The following is a 17,338-nucleotide window of genomic DNA, read 5'->3' on the forward strand; positions in this document are numbered from 1 at the left end:
GGCAGGGGCTACCCGGCGGTCGGCGCGACAAACGCCGGGGCGGACCCGCCCGGCGGGGCGGACGGCCGCGCGGATGGCAGGCTGGGGCCATGGACGAACCACCGCTGCTGATCGTGGACGCCGCCAACGTGGTCGGTTCCCGGCCGGACGGGTGGTGGCGGGACCGGGCCGGCGCCACCGCCCGGTTGCGCGACTCGCTGACCGGGGTGGCCGGCGCCGGACTGCTCCCCGACCTGCCGCCTCCGGTGGAGGTGGTCCTGGTGGTCGAGGGCCGCGCGCGGGACGTACCGGCCGCGCCGGGGGTCAGGGTCGTCGCCGCGCGCGGATCGGGCGACGACGCGGTCGTCGAGCTGGTCAGCGCCGCGCCACGGCGGCGACGGGTGGTCGTCACGGCCGACCGTGAGCTGCGGGAACGCGTCACCGCGCGGGGGGCCGAGGTGTACGGGCCCCGCTGGCTGCGCGACACGGCGCGTGACACGGACGAGACGGCCGGGGACTGACGCGCACCATGCATGTGGTCCCACCAATCGGACTCCCGGCGCTTCATGGTGACAAGCGGTCACCGGGGCAGGAACACTGACAGGGCGGATGTCTCCGCACCGCACGGATAGGCTCTAATGAAGGCCTCCCCGCCCCCAGGAGGTACCCCCGTGGCGAGCGTCGCCGAGCTGAAGGCAGCCATCGACGTTGCACTGCAACAGATCGGCGACGGCCAGAGCGCCGTGCAGGCCGCCGGCGAGAAACTGGCCGAGGCGCAGCAGACGCTGGCCGGCGCGCTGGAGGGCAGCGGCCACGAGACGGTCGAGGCGGCGCAGGCCTCGCTGACCCAGGCCAGCCAGGAGCTGGAGGAGTGCCTCGCGGCCACCCTGGTCGCCGTCGAGCAGGCGCAGCTCTACGTCGCGGCGCTGTAAGGCCCGGCCGTGTCGATCGTCGAGGATGTCGGCGCACAGGTCCGCGCCGCCGCCGAGGAGCTGCCGCTCGGCCTGGTGGCGCAGGCGTTGGAGAAGTTCGGGCTGGCCAGCGAGCGACTCCGCTGGGTGCGCCAGGAGTCGGCCGACCCGATGGGGGTCCCGGAGCTGTCCGCCGCCACGGAGCACGCCGAGACCGCCGGATACGCGCTGCGGCTGGCGCAGGAGCAGCTCGGGGCGTACCTGACGGCGATCGGGTTGGGCGGCGACGGGGCTGCGCCGGCCCGGCCGGCGCAGCCGGAGCGCACCCGGCACGACGCGCCGCGGGAGGGCGCCCCGGCGGCGGCCCCGGTCGCGCCGGCCGAGCAGGTGCGGCTGCGGCGCTGGTGGTCGGTGCGGGTGGCGGAGCTGACCGGCGGGCGGGAGGGCGCCGACGAGCCGGACGAGCGGATCACCGACTCCGCCGAGCTGCTACGCCGGGTCGTGCGCGGGGTACGCGCCGGCGACCGGGACCGGCTGCACGCCGAGCTGCGCCGGGCGCACGCGGACGTCGGGCTCGGGCTGGCCGCGCTCGCCCCGCCGCTGCTGCGTGATCTCGCCGGCGACCTGCTCGGGCGCCCGCCGCGGGCCGAGGACCTCGGCCGCCTGCGCGGCGAGCTGGACGGACGGGTCCGCGACCTGCTGCCCGGACTGCCGGCACCGGTGCTGGAGACGTTGCTGACCCGGGTGTGCCGGATGCCCCCGCCACGCCGCTCCGGGGAGCCGCCGCACGCCGCCGACTCCGCGGTGGCCGGTGGCGTGCTGACCGGCGTGCTCCTCGCCCGCCTGGGCCGGGACCTGCCCGCCGACGCCGTGGCCACGAAGGGCACCCCGGATCAGGCCGGCGACGGCGGAGGTGGCCGGACGGGCGCGGGGCGCACCGGCGCCGGCCGTACGGCGGCGGAGCCGGGTCGGGCGGCGCCGGCCGGGCCGGCGGACGCGAGACCGGGGCGGGCGGCCTCGGCAGGGATGGTCGGCCGGACCTCGGCGGCCTTCGGCGCCCGATCCGACCGGCCCGGACCGTGGGTGGACGCGCCGCGGCGGACCCCGCGCCGGGACGGCGATGGCTGACCGACGCGCGCAGCTGGTCAGCCGGGTCCGGGACACGCTCGCCGACGCGCTCGGCGCGGCCCGCACCCGGCTCTTCGCCGCCCAGGCCGAGCTGGCCGCCGGCCGGGAGCGACTCGTGCGGGTGCGCGAGGCCTCGGCGGCCGTGCCGGCCCGCGTCGGCGCGGAGCGGGACCGGCGGCTCGCCGAGCTCGACGAGCGACACGCGGCCCGGATCACCGAGCTGGCCCGCCGGGCCGCCGACGCCGCCTGGCGGGAGGCGCCCGGCGCCGCGGTCGAGGAGTGGGGCCGCTGGCACCCGACCCCCGTCGACCGGGGCGAACCCCCCGGCGCGCTGCGGATCGGCACCCTCGGCCTGCCGGGCGCCGAGCCGGTGCCGGCGCTCGTGCCGCTGCTCGACGCCGGCCACGTGGAGCTGGTCGGGGACGACCGGGACGGCTGCGACGCGGTGGTGTCCGCGCTGCTGCTGCGCGCCCTCGGCCGGGCCGGGCCCGGCACCGTGCGGCTGATGGGGTACGACCCGGAACACCTGGGCGGCGGCCTGGCCGGATTCGCGCCCCTGGGCACCGCGGGCCTGCTCACCTTCGTCGGCCCCGGCGGCCTGGGCCGGTTGCTGGACGACCTGGTGGAGCAGATCCGCCGGATCAACGAGACCGTGCTGGCCGGCGAGCACAGCTCACTGCGCGAGCTGGCCGCCGCGACGGGGCGCCGACCCGAGCCGTGGCGGGTGGCGGTGCTGCTCGGCGGCGACGAGCTGTCCCGACACGAGCGGGGCCAGCTCGACCGGGTGGTCCGCACCGGCGCGGCGTGCGGCGTGCACCTGGTGGTGCGCGGGGTGACGCTCCCGGACGACCCGACGGTCACCCGGGTCGTCGTCGAGCCGGGCGGCGCGCGCATCGATGCGATGCCGAGCCTCCTGGTACGACTCGACCCGCCGCCACCGTCGACGCTGGTCACCGAGACCTGCCGCGACGTGGCGGCCCGCGTCAACGCCGGGCCTGCGCCGACCCCCTTCACGGACCTGCTGCCGCCGCCCGAGCGGATGTGGCAGGAGGATTCGGCCACGGGGCTCACGGCACCCATCGGCGAGGGACCGCACGGCCGGCCGGTGCTGCTGACGTTGGGCGACTACCCGCCGCACGCGCTGATCGGCGGGCCGTCGGGCACCGGCAAGACGAATCTGATCTTCGCCTGGATCGGGGCGCTCGCCGCCCGCTACTCCCCCGCCGAGCTGGAGTTCTACCTCCTCGACTTCAAGGAGGGGGTGTCCTTCGCCCGGTTCGCCCAGGGCCGGCGTGACCCGAGCTGGCTGCCGCACATGCGCCTGGTCGGCATCAACGTCAACACCGACCGCGAGTTCGGGTTGGCGCTGCTGCGGTTCCTCGCCGAGGAGCTGCGGCGGCGGGCGGACGCCGCCAAGAAGCACGAGGTCACCAAGCTCGCCGAACTGCGTGCGGTCGACCCGACCGGGCGCTGGCCGCGCATCGTGGCGGTGGTCGACGAGTTCCAGATGCTGCTCGCCGGGCGGGACGTGGTCGCCCGGGAGGCGGCCGACCTCCTGGAGGATCTGGCCCGACGCGGCCGGTCGCAGGGCATCCACCTGGTGCTCGCCTCGCAGGACGTCCGGGGCATCGAGGCGCTGTGGGGACGGCCGGCGCTGGTCGCCCAGTTCACCCTGCGGATCGCGTTGCCCAAGGCGCTGCGGATCCTCGCCGAACGCAACGACGCGGCCCAGTCGCTGCCCCGCTGGCACGCGGTGATCAACGCCGAGTCGGGCCTGCCGGAGGGCAACGAGGTGGCCCGGATCCCGTCGGCCAGCGACTGGGAGACGTGGAGCGGCCTGCAGCACCGGCTGTGGCGGATGCGCCCGCAGGATGCCGCACCGGCGCGGCTCTTCGACGGTGACGCGATCCCCCGCCTGGTCGACGCCCCGGACTTCCGCGCGCTCACCCCCGGCGACGGCACGGGGCGGGGGCCGGTCGCGCTGCTCGGCGAGATCATCGACGTGCAGGCCCGCTCGGCGGCGCTGCGGCTGCCCCGCGCCCCGGGGCGCAACCTCGCGGTGCTCGGCACCCGGGTCGACGAGGCGTGCGCCGTGCTGGACGCGGCCGCCCGCTCGCTGGCCCGCCAGCACCGCCCCGGGACCGCCCGGTTCTCCATCGCCTGCCTCGACCCGGACGCCGACCCCGTCGCGCGGGCCCTCTACGAGGACCTCGCCGACGACGCCGCCTGGTACGACGAGGAGACCGTGCCGGAGCTGATGGCCGAGACCGTGGAAGGGCTCGCCACCGCCGGCGAACCGCACTACCTGCTGCTCTTCGCGGTGGACGCCGCGGCGGGCTCGCTGGCCGCGCGGGCCGGCCGGCGTACCGGGCTGGAGCAGCTGCGCCGGATCCTGCACGACGGGCCGGAGCGGCGTACCCACGTGCTGGCCTGGTGGCGGGGCGTCGCCCGGATGCGCGCCGACCTGGGCGGGCCCGCGGCGCGCACCGACCAGATCGGCGCGTGGGTGGCGCTCGACGCGCACGGCGGCGAGCTGGGCTCGTCGCTCTACCCGGGCACCGGCGGCCCGGACTGGTATCCCCGACCGTGGCGGGGCCTCTTCTTCGACCGGGCGGTCCACCGCACCGGCCAGGTGATCATCCCTTATGGACCATCGCGATGAACCGACCCGTCGCCAGTGAGACGTACGCGGCGCAGCTGCGGCGGCTTGCCGACCTGACCGCCCGCGTGCACGACCAGCGGGAGGAGGCGCGCACCTGGTACGAGCGGCAGTGCGCCGCCGCGGACCGCGCGGTCGCCGAGGCCGCGGAGCAGGTGAGGCGCGCGGAGCGGGAGCTGGCCGACGCCCGGGAACTCCAGGAGCGGGTCGACGCCGAGGTCGCGCACCTGTGGCAGGTGCTGCGGGAACGGCTCGGTCCCGGCGGGCGGCGACTCGCCGACCCACCCGCTCCCACCGCCGGTGTGGACGCCGACCCGGTGCTGCTGCTGGCCCGCGTACGGGAGCTGCTCGACCGCACCCGGCAGCCCGGTGAGCTGCCCGGCGGGGTGAACCCGCTGCTCGCCCTCTGCGGGGTGGCCGGTGCCGTGCTGGCGTACGCCCTCGGCGCGGGCGCCCGGGCGGCCGGGGTCGGCTACGGCGGTGACCTGGCGGTCGGTATGCCCGTGCTGGCGCTGGTGGTGACGTTGCTCGGCCCGCTGGTGGGCCTGGTGCCGGCCAAGGTGCTGGCCGACCGGCGGCACGCCGTGCTCGGCCCCCGCCCGATCACCGTGGTCCTGGGCGCCGGGCTGCTGACCACGGCGCTGCTGCTGGCGCTGGTCCGCTGACGCCCCGTGCCGCCCCCGCTGTCCGCGTCCCCCGGTCCCGCCGGACCGGCGCACAGGCGCGGGAGGCCGCGGCGGCGCGGGGTCAGGCGGGGACGATCACCGCCTCGCGGAGCAGGCGCCGCGCCAGCACGAGCCGGTCGGCGTCGTCCGGGAGGCCGGGTAGGTCCCCGACCCTGCTCCCCGTGCCGTCGAGCAGCGCGCGCAGCGCCGGCTCGCACGGAGCGGGTAGCGTGATCGTCCGGTCGACGAGGCGCAACACGATCCGCTCCTCGCCCTCGGGCGCGAGCTGCCAGCGCAGCCCGGGGCGCGCGGCGACCCGGCTGTCCGGGGTGAGGGCGGCCAGCGCCGCCGCCTGCGCCAGCGGGCGGATCGGGGCGGGTCGGGCGGCCGGCCAGGCGCGCCGCCGCAGCCGCGCGGCCACCGCCACCGGGTCGACGCGCAGCAGCCAGTCCCGCAGCGCCTCGACGGTCTCGGTGAGCTCCGGCTCGATGGCGTCCGGATCGGCGACGTCGGTGCCGAGCGGCAGACCGGCCCGCAGCCGGGGGTCGTCGGCCGCCAGCGCCAGCAGCTCCTCCACGAGGGCGTAGCGGGTCAGCGCGCGGACGCCGACGGTCAGGTGCAGTGAGCTGGAGTCCTGCGCCTGCGCGCGGTGCAGCCAACCGCGGGGCAGGTAGAGCGCGTCGCCGGGAGCGAGGACCACGTCGAGCGCGGGCGGCCCCTGCTCGGTGGCGGCCACCTCGTCGGCCCGGCCGCCCCACGGCTGCTTCTCCAGCGGGTCGGGCAGCACCGGCGGGTGGATCAGCCAGTGCTTGCGACCGTCCACCTGGAGCACGAAGACGTCGTGCGTGTCGTAGTGGGTGGCGAAACCCTGGTTGCCGGCCGGCGTCAGGTACGCGTTGACCTGCAACGGCTGGCCGAGTGCGAGCCCCAGGTCCCGGGCGAAGTCGATCAGTGCGGGCCAGGTGCGGTGCAGACCCTGGAGCACCAGGGTCGCGCCGGCGGCGTACTGCTCCAGGACCCGCTCGTCGAGCACCTGGTCGTCGATCTCGGCGCCGGCGCCGCCGCTCCCGGTCCAGCGCGACGAGGGCACCAGCTCCCCGTCCTTGGCGATCCGCAGGAACGGCGTCCGCAGACCGCGGCGGCTGAGCAGCTCGTCGGCGTCGGCGGGGCTGAACAGGTCGGTGAAGCCGACCGGGTTGGGCAGTTCGTCGGCGCGGGAGAGCAGCGGGGTGCGACCCCAGTGGGCGGCCGCGAACTTCGCCGGCTCGACGGCCACGCACCGCGCGAGCGCGTCCGCCGCCGACGCCGCCGCCGGGCGGCCCGTGCCGCCCGGCGAGTCCACGTGCGTCACGGCCATCCGTCAGCGCGCGGGGCCGTCGGCGCCACCGTCCTGCTTGCCCGGCGTCGCGCCGCCGTCGGCCGGGCCCTCGGCGCCACCGTCCGCGCCGCCGTCCTGCTTGCCCGGGGTCGCGCCACCGTCGGCCGGGCCCTCCGCGCCCTGGTCGGCGCCGCGGTCCATGCCGCGTTCGACGCCCTGGTCGGCGCTGCCGTCCGCACCGCCGTCGCGCTTGCCGGGCGTCGCGCCCCCGTCGGCGGGGCCTTCGGCGCCACCGGCGCCGCTCGTGGTCATGTCGTCGTCGCTGAGTGCCATCGGTGCTCCCTCGTGCCGCCCCGCCGTGCGCCGGGGACTCTCGTGCAGCGGGTGCTACCCCACGCTCGCTTCTCTAACCACACCGTAGACGCCCGGCAGGGCGGGCACGGCCGGTTCGCGGGGAGCGCGCGACCCGCGCCCGCGGGCCGTCCGCCGCCGGTGCCGCGGCGGCCGACCGGCCGGGTGAGCGCCGTGCCACGCGGATCGGCGGGAGGCCGCCCGGGATGGCAGGATGGGCCGGACGGCCCAGGAGGTGTCGATGACCGAGCCGACAGTGACCCCGCTCGAACCCGTGACGGAGGACTGGCAGCGCGCACTGGCCGTGGTGGCGCACCCCGACGACCTGGAGTTCGGCGCCGCGGCGGCGGTGGCCCGCTGGACGGGTCAGGGCAAGCAGGTCGTCTACTGCCTCGTCACCAGCGGTGAGGCGGGCATCGACGGGATGCCGCCGCCGCAGGCCCGGCGGGTGCGCGAGGAGGAGCAGCGGGCGTCCGCCGCGCTGGTCGGGGTCGACACGGTCGAGTTCCTGGGTCTGCCCGACGGTGTGCTGGAGTACGGCGTCCCGCTGCGCCGGGCGATCGCCGAGGTGGTGCGCCGGCACCAACCCGAGATCGTCATCACGAACAACTTCCGCGAGACGTGGGACGGGGCGTACGCCCTGAACCAGGCCGACCACATCGCCACCGGCCGCGCGGTGCTGGACGCGGTGCGCGACGCCGGCAACCGGTGGGTCTTCCCGGAGCAGTTGACCGACGGGGTGCGGCGGTGGGCCGGGGTGCGGCAGGTGTGGGCCGCCTCGTCGCCGCGCGCCGCCCACGGGGTCGACGTCACCGACACGTTCGACCGGGGTGTCGACTCGCTGCGGGCGCACGAGGCGTACCTGGCCGGGCTGGGCGACGGGAGCTTCGACGCCGAGGAGTTCCTGGAGGGGCTGTCGCGGCCGGCCGGTGTCCGGCTCGGCACCCGCCACGGGGTCGCGTTCGAGGTGTTCCACTTCGACCTCTGGTAGCCGCCGATGATCCTGCTCGGCACCTCCGGATGGCAGTACCGCGACTGGCGCGACCGGTTCTATCCGTCGGGGCTGCCGCAGCGGCTCTGGTTGGAGCACTTCGCGGAGCGGTTCGCCACCGTGGAGGTGAACAACGCCTTCTACCGGCTGCCGGAGCGGGAGACCTTCGCCGCGTGGCGCGCGCGTACCCCCGACGACTTCTGCGTGGCGGTGAAGATGAGCCGCTACCTGACCCACATCAAACGGCTCCGGGACCCGGCCGAGCCGGTGGCGCGGTTCCTGGGCCGGGCCACGGCGCTGGGCGACCGGCTCGGCCCGGTGCTGCTGCAACTGCCGCCCACCCTGGCGGCGGACCCACCGGCGCTCGACGCGACGCTGCGGCTCTTCCCCGCCGAGGTGCGGGTGGCGGTCGAGCCGCGCCACCGCTCCTGGTGGACGGCGCAGACCCGGGCGACGCTGGAGCGGCACGGGGCGGCGCTGGTCTGGGCGGACCGGGCCGGTCGGCCCGTCACGCCGCTGTGGCGGACGGCCGACTTCGGCTACCTGCGGCTGCACGAGGGCCGGGCGCGACCGCACCCGCGTTACGGCCGCGCGGCGCTGGCCTCGTGGGTGCGCCGGCTCGCCGACACGTTCGGCGACGGCAGGACGTACGTCTACTTCAACAACGATCCGGGCGGCGCGGCCATCGCGGACGCGGTCGCCTTCGCCGCCCTGGCCGCCCGGGCGGGGCTGCGGGTCAGCCGCGTCCCGGCCGGGTGATGTGCGGCCCGCCCCGCAGCGGGGCGGGCCGACGTCACCTCACGGAGGCGGCGTCGCCTCACGGCATCATCCGCGCCAGGTCCCGGGGCATGGTGTCCTTCACGTCCTCCCACTCGCCCTGGGTGACGTGCCGGCGCAGCGTGTCGAGCACCACCTGCACCACCCGCTCCGGACCGCCCTCCACGTCGTACGGGAAGCCCTGACGGACCTCGTAGAGGAAGTCGTCACGGTTCAGCTTGACGGGCACGTCGGACGGGCGCCACCCGTCGAAGTAGATGCCGCGCACGAGCACCGGCAACTGCTGGGCGAACTCGGCGCTCTCCTGCACCGGCAGGCGGTCGCGCAGCAGGTGCAGCACGGTCCGCAACGCGGCGTAGGACTGGTTGCGCTGCGCCTTCGGCCAGCCGTAGGCGCTCTCGATGTCCTTCAGGATCAGGTTCGTCTTGTCCAGCGAGGACTCGAACGCCGAAATGAACTGCTCAGCCATCTTCCCACCCCCGTTCGTCCGTGACCCAGCGTCGGTCGTCGTCGCGCCGCGGCGGCCCCACCGGGCCCGGCCGGGTCCGGATCGGGCTGCGCCGGCCGGCCGGTGCGGCCTGCCGGGCGTCCCGGGACGAGCCGACCACGTGCAGCACGGACCCGCGTCGGGGATCCGCCACCACCCGAGTCATACCGGTCACCTCCTCGTGGTGCGCCGGCCGGTCCACCGACCGCACGCACTCTCCACGGTGCCTCCCCGCGGGGTGACCCGGCGTCACCCGTGTGGGGTGAGGCGGGCCGCGCGGTCGACAGGGCCGCGCTCAGTCGTCCCCGAGCAGGCCGGCGAGGGTGGCGGCGTTGGTCTGCGCGTAGTCGCGGTAGCAGTTGTTCATGAGCACGTGCGTCTCTGCGGCCGAGTCCGCCAGCTCGCGCAGCTTCGGCGCCCAGTCGCGCAGCTCCGCCTCGGAGTAGCGGTAGCCGAACTTCTCGTGGATGTCGGTGCTGGTCCACTTCTCGCTGTGCCCGTGGAAGCGCACCACCGCCAGGTCCGCGGTGGCAGCCAGCACCGGCGGCACCGACGAGCGGTGCCCCTGCGGCATGTCCACGCAGACGTACGGCAACCGGTGCTTACGGAGGAACTCCAGCGTCTCGTCCCGGTTGTCGCCGTCGAACCAGGAGGCGTGCCGGAACTCGTACACCGGTCGCAGCGGGGCACAGCGCCTCGCGACCTCCAACAGGTACTGCTTGTTGTCGCGCTTGATGGTGAACCAGGGCGGGAACTGGAACAGCAGCGCGCCGAGCTTGCCCACCTCCACGAGCGGGTCGAGCGCGGCGAGGAAGCGCGTCCACACCTCCTCGTACGCCTGCGGGGCGAGGGCGTCCGGGTAGACGTTGCGCTTCTCCGTCTGCGGCCGCAGGTCCTTGTAGAGGGCGCTGACCCGGGTCGGGTGTCCGGTGAGCAGGCTGAACGCCTTCACGTTGAAGGTGAAGCCGGCCGGGGTGCGCTCGGCCCAGAGCCGCGCGGTCCGCTCGGCCGGCGGCGAGTAGTAGGTGGCGTCCACCTCGACCAGGGGGAACTGGCGGGCGTAGTACGCCAGCCGCTTCTCCGGGGTGTCCGCGGTCTGCGGGTACCAGCCGGAGTCCAACAGCGTCCGGTCGGTCCAGGACGCGGTGCCCACCTTGATGTCACCCATGGGTGAAGTCCACCGCGCTCCGGACCGACCGGCAACCGGGCCGTGCCGTCAGGCCGCCCGCCGCTCCCGGGTCTGCTTGCAGGAGACGCAGGTGGTGGCCGAGGGGAAGATCTCCAGCCGCTCGACCGGGATCGGTGCCGAGCAGCCCTCGCAGAAGCCGTAGGTGCCCTCGTCGAGGCGGGTGAGGGCGTGCTCGTACTGGGCGCGGCGGTCGAGGATGGTGCGCAGCAGCGACTGGGCGGTGTCGCGCTCCGCGGTCTTCGTGCCGCTGTCGGCCTGGTCGTCGCCGGCCGTGTCGCCGACCTCGACCAGCCGCAGCACCTGACTCTGCAGCACCGCCTGCTCGTACTCCGCGGACAGCTCGTCGTAGCGCGCTTGGAGGGACTGCCGGATCTGGTCGATCTCCGCCTCGGTTCGGCCCGTTCCTACCGTGTCGTGGACGAGCATGGCTGCCTGCCTTTCCTGGCCTCTGGTCAACCGGGGGCCCGGCGCGCGGTGGCCCCGGTCACGGTCGCGTCCGGTGCACGGGCGATCACCCGTGCTCTGTGAGCCGGGCGATTACCCCCCGGATCTCGCGATCAAACCGGGGATTTCCGGGACGCCGGGGCACGATCGTCCGCCCGCTCAGTCCCCCTCCACGAGGGCGGGATGGCGGGGGTCGTCGACCCGTACCACCACGTCGGCGAAGGAGGCGGGGTCGACCTCGGCGGCGTACCGGTCGAACGCCGGCAACGTCCACCGCTGCGCGGGATCGGTGCGCCGGCGCAGCGCCGCCGGGGAGAGCGCCAGGTGGACGGTGACGTCGAAGGGGAGCCCGCCGCCGAGCAGCAGCGCGCCGCTGACCAGCACCACCCCGCCGGGCGGGAGGTCGACGTACGCCGCCCGGCTGGCCCGGTCGGCCACGGCGTCCCAGAGCGAGGGCAGCATCCGGCCGGACCCGCCCGGCGCGGCCGGGTCGAGCACCTCCCGGCGCAACCCGGCCTCGTCGACCCACCCCTCGTAGTACGCGTCCGGGTTGGTGCGGCCCTGCTCGAGGCGGACCGAGGCGGGCCGCAGGAAGTCCTCCGCGCGCACGTGCAGGACGGGGCGGCCCCGGGCCCGCAGCGGGTCGACGAGCGCGGCGGCCAGCGCGTCCGGGGCCGCGGCGGCGGGGCCGTCGACGCCGACCCGCAGCCGTGCCGGCGCGGCGGCGGCGTCGGTGTGGGCGGCCTGCTCGGCAAGCCGGTCGGTCAGCTCGGTGACGAGTCGCTCGGGCGAGATGGGGCGGATGCGCACCCGACCATCCTGCCCGGCGCTCGCGCGGTCAGCCGCTGCGGTCGACGGTCACCCGGGCGTCGTCGGCGAGCCGGTAGCCGACCCCGTAGACCGTCGTGACCAGCGGGACGTCCACGCCGACCTTGCCGCGCAGCCGGCGCACGTGCACGTCGACGGTGCGGACGCCGGCGTGCTCGTAGCCCCAGACGGCGTTGAGCAGTTGCAGGCGGGTGAAGACCCGGCGGGGGTGGGCCACCAGGTGCAGGAGCAGGTCGAACTCGAGGCGGGTCAGGGGCAGCGGCTCACCGTCGCGCAGCACGGAGCGGGACGAGGCGAGGATGTGCAGGGTGGGGATCGTCGGGGCGAGCGACCGGGAGGCGGCCCGGTTGGCCGGCACGTCGACGCGCCGCTCCACGGCGGGGGCGGGGAGGCCGGAGACGACGCCCTCGCCGCGTTCGATCATCTCGCGGGCGGCCTCCAGCAGGCGGCGGGCCGGCGCGGTCAGCGACTCCTCGCACGTCAGCGGGATCGAGAGGGTGACGGTGAGCACCGGCGCCGGATTGTTGGCCGGACGGCGCTGACCACCGGGGGGTCGACCGGGGACCGCGGGTTGGGACGTATGCCATCCGGCGCGCGACGAGGCGGGGCTGACCGACATGGTCCTCCTTGGCTGATCCGGGTTTATCCCCACGGCCCGGGACGCCGCTTCATCGATGCTTCCCGGCGCCCGTGCGAGGGTCAAGAGGCGGCTGCGTTGCATGAATGTGACAATTGACGAACGCATCGGAGCCGCCTGCTCGCTCTGTGTACGAGGCCTGATGATTACAGCAGAGCCGCCCGGATGACCCGATACGGGGGGTCCCCTCCCGGTTCACATTCGACGTTGGCGGGGCCGACGGCATCCCTGGGGCCTCACCACCGCTTCGGACGCGCTCCCATGTGGACCGGGCGCGTCACCCGCACGGGACGCCGCCGCTGGCGTGGCTCACCCTCCCGCCGCGGCCTCGGCGAGGCGCTCCACGGTGACGCGGGCGTCGTCGGCGAGGCGGTAGCCCACCCCGTGCACGGTGGTCACGAGCGGGGTCCCGGTGCCGAACTTGGCGCGCAGCCGGCGCACGTGCACGTCGACCGTGCGGGCCACGGCGTGCTCGTAGCCCCAGACGTTGGTCAGCAGTTGCAGCCGGGTGAAGACCCGGCGGGGGCGTTCGGCGAGGAACAGCAGCAGGTCGTACTCGATGCGGGTCAGCGGGACGACCCGCTCGCCGTGGCGGACGACGCGCGGGCCGGCGAGGATGTGGATCTCGTCGGGCCGCGGCGGCGCGGGGACCACCCGGGGCGTCCGGGGCGTGGGGGCGCCGCGCAGCCGCCCCTCGCCGGACTCGGCGAGTTCGCCGATCAGGTCGAGCAGCCGGGCCAGCCGCGGCGGGAGCGGGCCGGGCTGGAGGTCGACGGTGATGGTGAGGGTCGCCGCGGAGCGGACGGACCGGTCGGCGCGGGCCGGCGGGTGGGACCGCGGAGAGATGGCGACGACGGACATGGTGCCTCCTGTGACGGCGTACGTCCGCCACGCCCGGTGGAGCGCGGCGGTCAGCGGAGCGCTCGGCCGGCGGTCACCGGGAGCGGGGTGGGGGGCAGCGGGGTCGGGCCGAGGGCGGGCAGGCCGGCGATCCGCCAGGCGGCGAACCCGCCGACGATGTCGGTGGCCCGCCACAGGCCGAGGTCCTGGAGGGAGGCGGCGGCGAGCGAGGAGGTGTAGCCCTCCTGACAGAGGATCACCACCGGCAGGTCGTAGCCGACCGCCTCGGGCAGACGGGACGGGCAGCGCGGGTCGAGGCGCCACTCGAGCACGTTGCGCTCCACGGCGAGCGACCCCGGCACCATGCCGTGCGCGGCGCGCTGGGCGGCCGGCCGGATGTCGACCAGCAGCGCGCCCGACCGGTACGCCAGGTGCGCCCGCTCCGGTTCGAGCCGGTCGAGCCGGGCGCGCGCGGCGGCCAGGATCTCGTCGATCCCGCGCGATCCCGGCGGGGGCACCCGGGCCGGACAGCCGGCGGGACGGGACTGCTGCATGTGCGGTTCCTTCCGATGCGGACGGCGCGCAGGGCCGTCGGACGGGGTGTCGGGGGCGGCCGGGCGACCCGCGGCGCGGATCACCAGGCGACGCCCGCCTCGGCCACCTCGGCGGCGCGCAGCCGGCCGTCGACGAGGTGGTAGCGGGTCATCCGGCGCAGCGCCGGGCGGTAGACGTGCACGCTGACCGCGGGCTCGGCGTGCCGGTTGGCGACGACGTGCACGTGCCGGACGCCGAAGCGGCGGCCGGCGCCGGCGGGCAGCCGCCGGGGGCGCAGGCGCCCGCCGGAGACGGTCTCCTCGGTGAGCACCCCGGCGACGACCAGGAAGGCTCCCGCCGAGCCGCCGTGGTCGTGCAGGTCGGTGCCCTGACCGGGCAGCCAGCTCAGCGCCCACACCTCGTGGTCGGCGCCGGCGGCGAGCCGGGCGTACCAGCGCTCGGCGGGGTCGAAGCGCAGTGGCACCGGCCAGGCCGACGGGTCGGCCCATCGGGCGGCGACGGCGAGCAGGTCGGGCTCGGTGCGGCTGCGGTGGCTCATGGCGTCCTCACGGGTCGGGCAGGTGCGTCACCGCCAGCCTAGGATATAAACCCTATAGGTTTAGTAGGTATTCCGGATGCTGGGACGGCCCCTCGCCCCGGCCCGGTCAGCGGAGGACGGGCGGCTCCACCCGGTAGCCCGGCACCGACGGCCACCGGACGGTGAGCACCACCGACTCCCGCTCGGCGTACCAGGAGTGGTCCACGCCGGGACCCCACACCACGTAGTCGCCGGGGGCGCCGAGCACCACGGTGCGGTCGCGCAACTCGACGCGGAACCGGCCGCTCACCAGCACCAGCAGGGCGGTACGGCGCTCGCCGGTCGCCCACCGCGAGCGCGTCTCCCCCGGCGGGTGCACCCCCCACTTGATCTCGACGTCGGTGCTGTGCCGGACCTCGCCCACCGGCATGAAGTGCCCCAGCAGCCAACCACCGTTCGTCGCGCCGTCGACGGCGGCGTTGCCCACGTAGACCGTCTCGTCCATGATCCTCCCCACGCGCCGCAGACGGTACCAAGCGCGGCCCGGCCCGTAACCTGGACCGGTGAGCGAGGGGCGGCGCCGCTGGCCCGGGGTGCCGACCAGACCCGCGCCAACGACCGGGGCGCGCCCCCGCATCCCCGAGCGCGCTCGCCCCGCGCCCGGTATACAGGGGCGGTGGAAGATCCGCTGCCCGAGCAGATGCGCACGGCCGGCGCCGCGCTGCTGGCCACGCTCGACGAGCCGGCGCGGGCCCGCGCCACCTACCGCTTCGACGACACCGAGGCCCGGCACTGGCTGGAGTATCGGCCCCACCCGCGGCCCGGCGTCTGCCTCGACGACCTGGGCCGCGCCGGGCGCAAGGCCGCCCACCGGCTGCTGGCCACCGCGCTGAGCCCCGCGGCGTACGCGCAGGCCATGGCGATCGTCGCCCTCGAGGAGGTGCTGGACCGGGCCGAGGGATGGCGGCAGGGCCGGCACAGCGGCGACTACTGGGTGGCGGTCTTCGGCGACCCGGCGCGCGACGACCGCTGGGCCTGGCGGCTGGAGGGGCACCACCTCTCGGTCAGCATGACCGTCGTCGACGACCAGGTCTCCCCCGCCCCGATCTTCTTCGGCGCGAACCCGGCCGCCGTCCGGCACGCCGGGCGGCCGGTCTCCCGGCCACTGGCCGTCGAGGAGGACCTGGCGCGCGCCCTGCTGGACGCCATCGGCCCGGCCGCGCGGGCGGCGGCGATCGTCGCCGACGAGGCTCCCCGGGACATCATCAGCGCCACCCGGCCCCACGTGGACGCCCCGCTGGAGCCGCTCGGCGTGCCGGCGGACCGGCTCGGCCCGACCGGCCGGGCGCTGCTCGGGCAGCTGGTGGCGGTCTACCTCGACCGGCTCCCACCCGAGCTGGCGATCCGCGAGGCGCGCCGGCTCGACGGCCGCGAGCTGCACTTCGCCTGGGCCGGCCCGACCCGCCCCGGGCAGCGGCACTACTACCGGGTGCAGGGCGACGACCTGCTGATCGAGTACGACAACACCACCGACGACGGCAACCACGCGCACACCGTGCTGCGCCGACCGGCGAGCGACTTCGGCCAGGACGTCCTGGCCGACCACCACCGCGCACACTGACCCCGGCACGCCCTCGCGACCGGAACGCGGGTGGGCGCCGGTCAGGGACGGTGGGCCTCGATGAGGAAGCGGCGGGCGTGGGCGACGAACGGACCCTCGGCCAGGATGCGCCGGTGCAGGGCGTACAGCTCGCGCCGGTAGCGCTCGACGGTGAAGCCGGGGACGGTCCAGACCACCTTGCGCAGGAACCACACGACCGCCCCGATGTCGTGGAACACCGTGCGCAGGGTCGCCTCCCGCAGGTCGACCACGTCCAGCCCGGCGGCCCGGGCCTCGGCCACCGCCCGGGCCGGGTGCCGCGCGGTGGGCGGCGGCAGCGGCCCGAGGATCGCCTCGCTGAGTTCGCGTACCGTGCCCGGCCCGATCTGCTGGGACAGGAACGTGCCCCCGGGCCGGAGCACCCGGGCGGTCTCGGCCCAGTCGGTGCGGACGGGATGCCGGCTGACCACGAGGTCGAAGCTGGCGTCGCGGAACGGCAGCGGGGCGTCCGGGGTCACCGACACCACGGTGGCGCCCAGCGGGCGCAGCACCCGGCGGGCGACCTCGACGTTCGGCGGCCAGCCCTCGGTGGCCACGAGCAGCCGGGGCGGCCGGGGCACCTCGGACAGCACCTCACCGCCGCCGGTGTCCACGTCCAGCGCGGCGTCGGCCGACGCCATGCGGGCGGCGACCAGCCGCGCGTAGCCCCAGGGTGGGCGCTCCTCGGTGGCGCGGCCCGCCAGCCAGTCGAACGCCCAGCCCTCGACGGGCGCGGCAGCCCCGTCGGCGACCAGGTGCGCGAAGTCGGAGTCGGTCTCCATCCGGGCAAGCCTGCCGGGCCGTGCTCACCCCGGCAACGGGTTTGTCCCGTGCCCGGTGGGCTCAGGGCCGAGGCGGGATGATCTCGACGGTCGAGCCGTGCACCCCGTTCAGGGCGTCGAAGGTGGTGGCCTCGGCGCGGCCCTCGTCGAAGCGGTGCACCAGCCGGGCGCCGAGTCGGACACCCACCCCGCCCACGGCGAGGGCGACCAGCTCGGTGAGGAGCAGCGCCACCGTGGCGCCGCGCTCCGGCGAGTCGGCCCGGATGAGGCAGGCGAGCAGGAACAGCCCGGCCATCGCGAGGTTCACGAGGTTGAAGGCGACGGCGGTGCGCCGGGTGCGGCCACCGGGCACGTCCCACAGGTCGACCATGCCGGCGACCATGGCCAGCCCGGCCGCGACCAGCGCCGCCACCGCCGTCCAGTAACCGACCTCGCCGAGGAAGGCGGGCCCGCCGAGCACGTCGGTCAGGTCGAAGACGACAGCGCTGACGAAGAGCCCGTACGGGAACGTCACCAGCATCGGTTGGATCGGGTGCCCCTGGACCCGCAGCCGGCTCTGCATCGTTCCCTCCCCTGGTTCGATCGGTCGGTCAGTCCAGGGTGCTACCCGGGCGCATCCGGGGCGAAACGGCGCGATACCG

At 76.1% G+C, this 17,338-nt stretch carries 21 protein-coding genes; 8 read left to right on the top strand and 13 right to left on the bottom strand.

What is annotated here, in order from left to right; genetic code table 11:
* Positions 1 to 89 precede the first annotated feature (89 nt).
* The 5 genes from SM573_RS24750 (at position 90) to SM573_RS24770 (ending at position 5,342) form a co-directional block, all read left to right on the top strand.
* Positions 90 to 500 carry a hypothetical protein gene (locus SM573_RS24750; protein ID WP_474610279.1) on the top strand — a complete coding sequence of 137 codons (411 nt, stop codon included), beginning with the start codon at positions 90 to 92 and terminating at the stop codon, positions 498 to 500.
* 150 nt (positions 501 to 650) lie between these two features.
* A complete protein-coding gene (locus tag SM573_RS24755; RefSeq protein ID WP_088993708.1) occupies positions 651 to 911 on the top strand; it encodes a hypothetical protein in 261 nt (86 codons plus the stop codon).
* Positions 912 to 920: 9 nt separating this feature from the next.
* Positions 921 to 2,018, top strand: a complete 1,098-nt coding sequence (locus SM573_RS24760; RefSeq protein WP_474617173.1) for a hypothetical protein — start codon at positions 921 to 923, stop codon at positions 2,016 to 2,018.
* On the top strand, positions 2,011 to 4,680 hold the full coding sequence (locus SM573_RS24765) for an FtsK/SpoIIIE domain-containing protein (RefSeq protein WP_474617174.1): 2,670 nt from the start codon (positions 2,011 to 2,013) through the stop codon (positions 4,678 to 4,680). The genes SM573_RS24760 and SM573_RS24765 overlap by 8 nt, the downstream gene beginning before the upstream one ends.
* Positions 4,677 to 5,342: a hypothetical protein gene (locus SM573_RS24770; RefSeq protein WP_474610282.1), complete on the top strand. Its 666-nt coding sequence runs from the start codon at positions 4,677 to 4,679 to the stop codon at positions 5,340 to 5,342. The genes SM573_RS24765 and SM573_RS24770 overlap by 4 nt, the downstream gene beginning before the upstream one ends.
* An 82-nt stretch (positions 5,343 to 5,424) precedes the next feature.
* On the opposite strand, the gene SM573_RS24775 is transcribed toward SM573_RS24770, so the two are convergent.
* The gene (locus SM573_RS24775; RefSeq protein WP_474610283.1) at positions 5,425 to 6,693 is read right to left on the bottom strand and encodes a cupin domain-containing protein; all 1,269 of its coding nucleotides are present in this window, start codon (positions 6,691 to 6,693) and stop codon (positions 5,425 to 5,427) included.
* 9 nt (positions 6,694 to 6,702) lie between these two features.
* Positions 6,703 to 6,993, bottom strand: a complete 291-nt coding sequence (locus tag SM573_RS24780) for a hypothetical protein (protein ID WP_474610284.1) — start codon at positions 6,991 to 6,993, stop codon at positions 6,703 to 6,705.
* 259 nt (positions 6,994 to 7,252) lie between these two features.
* On the opposite strand from SM573_RS24780, the gene SM573_RS24785 reads away from it, so the two are divergent.
* Entirely contained in the window at positions 7,253 to 8,002 is a 750-nt protein-coding gene (locus SM573_RS24785; protein ID WP_474610285.1) for a PIG-L deacetylase family protein, read from the top strand.
* A 6-nt stretch (positions 8,003 to 8,008) separates the two neighbouring features.
* Positions 8,009 to 8,761 (top strand): DUF72 domain-containing protein, encoded by a 753-nt coding sequence (locus SM573_RS24790; RefSeq protein WP_474617175.1) that lies wholly within the window; start codon positions 8,009 to 8,011, stop codon positions 8,759 to 8,761.
* Positions 8,762 to 8,819: 58 nt separating this feature from the next.
* Here the strand turns inward: SM573_RS24790 and SM573_RS24795 are convergent, their stop codons facing one another.
* The 9 genes from SM573_RS24795 to SM573_RS24835 all read right to left on the bottom strand — a co-directional run bounded on the left by SM573_RS24795 (position 8,820) and on the right by SM573_RS24835 (position 14,781).
* A complete protein-coding gene (locus tag SM573_RS24795) occupies positions 8,820 to 9,248 on the bottom strand; it encodes a DUF2267 domain-containing protein (RefSeq protein WP_474610287.1) in 429 nt (142 codons plus the stop codon).
* A gap of 313 nt (positions 9,249 to 9,561) precedes the next feature.
* The gene (locus SM573_RS24800) at positions 9,562 to 10,434 is read right to left on the bottom strand and encodes a DUF72 domain-containing protein (protein WP_474617176.1); all 873 of its coding nucleotides are present in this window, start codon (positions 10,432 to 10,434) and stop codon (positions 9,562 to 9,564) included.
* Positions 10,435 to 10,482: 48 nt separating this feature from the next.
* A complete protein-coding gene (locus SM573_RS24805; RefSeq protein WP_474610289.1) occupies positions 10,483 to 10,881 on the bottom strand; it encodes a TraR/DksA family transcriptional regulator in 399 nt (132 codons plus the stop codon).
* A gap of 177 nt (positions 10,882 to 11,058) precedes the next feature.
* Positions 11,059 to 11,709 (bottom strand): nucleoside/nucleotide kinase family protein, encoded by a 651-nt coding sequence (locus tag SM573_RS24810; RefSeq protein ID WP_474610290.1) that lies wholly within the window; start codon positions 11,707 to 11,709, stop codon positions 11,059 to 11,061.
* A gap of 28 nt (positions 11,710 to 11,737) precedes the next feature.
* Entirely contained in the window at positions 11,738 to 12,346 is a 609-nt protein-coding gene (locus SM573_RS24815; protein ID WP_474610291.1) for a winged helix-turn-helix domain-containing protein, read from the bottom strand.
* Between the two features lie 327 nt (positions 12,347 to 12,673).
* The gene (locus SM573_RS24820; RefSeq protein WP_474617177.1) at positions 12,674 to 13,225 is read right to left on the bottom strand and encodes a winged helix-turn-helix domain-containing protein; all 552 of its coding nucleotides are present in this window, start codon (positions 13,223 to 13,225) and stop codon (positions 12,674 to 12,676) included.
* A gap of 50 nt (positions 13,226 to 13,275) precedes the next feature.
* The gene (locus tag SM573_RS24825) at positions 13,276 to 13,758 is read right to left on the bottom strand and encodes a rhodanese-like domain-containing protein (RefSeq protein WP_474610293.1); all 483 of its coding nucleotides are present in this window, start codon (positions 13,756 to 13,758) and stop codon (positions 13,276 to 13,278) included.
* Positions 13,759 to 13,838: 80 nt separating this feature from the next.
* Positions 13,839 to 14,297 (bottom strand): cysteine dioxygenase, encoded by a 459-nt coding sequence (locus SM573_RS24830; protein ID WP_474617178.1) that lies wholly within the window; start codon positions 14,295 to 14,297, stop codon positions 13,839 to 13,841.
* A 106-nt stretch (positions 14,298 to 14,403) separates the two neighbouring features.
* The gene (locus SM573_RS24835; protein WP_474610295.1) at positions 14,404 to 14,781 is read right to left on the bottom strand and encodes a signal peptidase I; all 378 of its coding nucleotides are present in this window, start codon (positions 14,779 to 14,781) and stop codon (positions 14,404 to 14,406) included.
* 171 nt (positions 14,782 to 14,952) lie between these two features.
* Between SM573_RS24835 and SM573_RS24840 the strand changes: the two genes are divergently transcribed.
* Complete coding sequence (locus SM573_RS24840) at positions 14,953 to 15,897, top strand: DUF3500 domain-containing protein (RefSeq protein ID WP_474610296.1); 945 nt, start codon at positions 14,953 to 14,955, stop codon at positions 15,895 to 15,897.
* A gap of 41 nt (positions 15,898 to 15,938) precedes the next feature.
* Here the strand turns inward: SM573_RS24840 and SM573_RS24845 are convergent, their stop codons facing one another.
* Together SM573_RS24845 and SM573_RS24850 are read right to left on the bottom strand one after the other, a co-directional pair.
* Positions 15,939 to 16,697 (bottom strand): class I SAM-dependent methyltransferase, encoded by a 759-nt coding sequence (locus tag SM573_RS24845; protein ID WP_474617179.1) that lies wholly within the window; start codon positions 16,695 to 16,697, stop codon positions 15,939 to 15,941.
* 61 nt (positions 16,698 to 16,758) lie between these two features.
* A complete protein-coding gene (locus SM573_RS24850) occupies positions 16,759 to 17,259 on the bottom strand; it encodes a DUF2231 domain-containing protein (RefSeq protein ID WP_474610298.1) in 501 nt (166 codons plus the stop codon).
* Between the last annotated feature and the right edge of the window lie 79 nt (positions 17,260 to 17,338).

Source organism: Micromonospora xinjiangensis (assembly GCF_056150165.1).

What these genes read in the sequence shown, in the direction of transcription:
- SM573_RS24825 (WP_474610293.1), bottom strand. Translation starts at nt 13,758, where the DNA reads ATGCAGCAGTCCCGTCCCGCCGGCTGTCCGGCCCGGGTGCCCCCGCCG.
- SM573_RS24750 (WP_474610279.1), top strand. Translation starts at nt 90, where the DNA reads ATGGACGAACCACCGCTGCTGATCGTGGACGCCGCCAACGTGGTCGGT.
- SM573_RS24845 (WP_474617179.1), bottom strand. Translation starts at nt 16,697, where the DNA reads ATGGAGACCGACTCCGACTTCGCGCACCTGGTCGCCGACGGGGCTGCC.
- SM573_RS24815 (WP_474610291.1), bottom strand. Translation starts at nt 12,346, where the DNA reads ATGTCGGTCAGCCCCGCCTCGTCGCGCGCCGGATGGCATACGTCCCAA.
- SM573_RS24805 (WP_474610289.1), bottom strand. Translation starts at nt 10,881, where the DNA reads ATGCTCGTCCACGACACGGTAGGAACGGGCCGAACCGAGGCGGAGATC.
- SM573_RS24820 (WP_474617177.1), bottom strand. Translation starts at nt 13,225, where the DNA reads ATGTCCGTCGTCGCCATCTCTCCGCGGTCCCACCCGCCGGCCCGCGCC.
- SM573_RS24780 (WP_474610284.1), bottom strand. Translation starts at nt 6,993, where the DNA reads ATGGCACTCAGCGACGACGACATGACCACGAGCGGCGCCGGTGGCGCC.
- SM573_RS24830 (WP_474617178.1), bottom strand. Translation starts at nt 14,297, where the DNA reads ATGAGCCACCGCAGCCGCACCGAGCCCGACCTGCTCGCCGTCGCCGCC.
- SM573_RS24765 (WP_474617174.1), top strand. Translation starts at nt 2,011, where the DNA reads ATGGCTGACCGACGCGCGCAGCTGGTCAGCCGGGTCCGGGACACGCTC.
- SM573_RS24850 (WP_474610298.1), bottom strand. Translation starts at nt 17,259, where the DNA reads ATGCAGAGCCGGCTGCGGGTCCAGGGGCACCCGATCCAACCGATGCTG.
- SM573_RS24790 (WP_474617175.1), top strand. Translation starts at nt 8,009, where the DNA reads ATGATCCTGCTCGGCACCTCCGGATGGCAGTACCGCGACTGGCGCGAC.
- SM573_RS24800 (WP_474617176.1), bottom strand. Translation starts at nt 10,434, where the DNA reads ATGGGTGACATCAAGGTGGGCACCGCGTCCTGGACCGACCGGACGCTG.
- SM573_RS24770 (WP_474610282.1), top strand. Translation starts at nt 4,677, where the DNA reads ATGAACCGACCCGTCGCCAGTGAGACGTACGCGGCGCAGCTGCGGCGG.
- SM573_RS24785 (WP_474610285.1), top strand. Translation starts at nt 7,253, where the DNA reads ATGACCGAGCCGACAGTGACCCCGCTCGAACCCGTGACGGAGGACTGG.
- SM573_RS24835 (WP_474610295.1), bottom strand. Translation starts at nt 14,781, where the DNA reads ATGGACGAGACGGTCTACGTGGGCAACGCCGCCGTCGACGGCGCGACG.
- SM573_RS24795 (WP_474610287.1), bottom strand. Translation starts at nt 9,248, where the DNA reads ATGGCTGAGCAGTTCATTTCGGCGTTCGAGTCCTCGCTGGACAAGACG.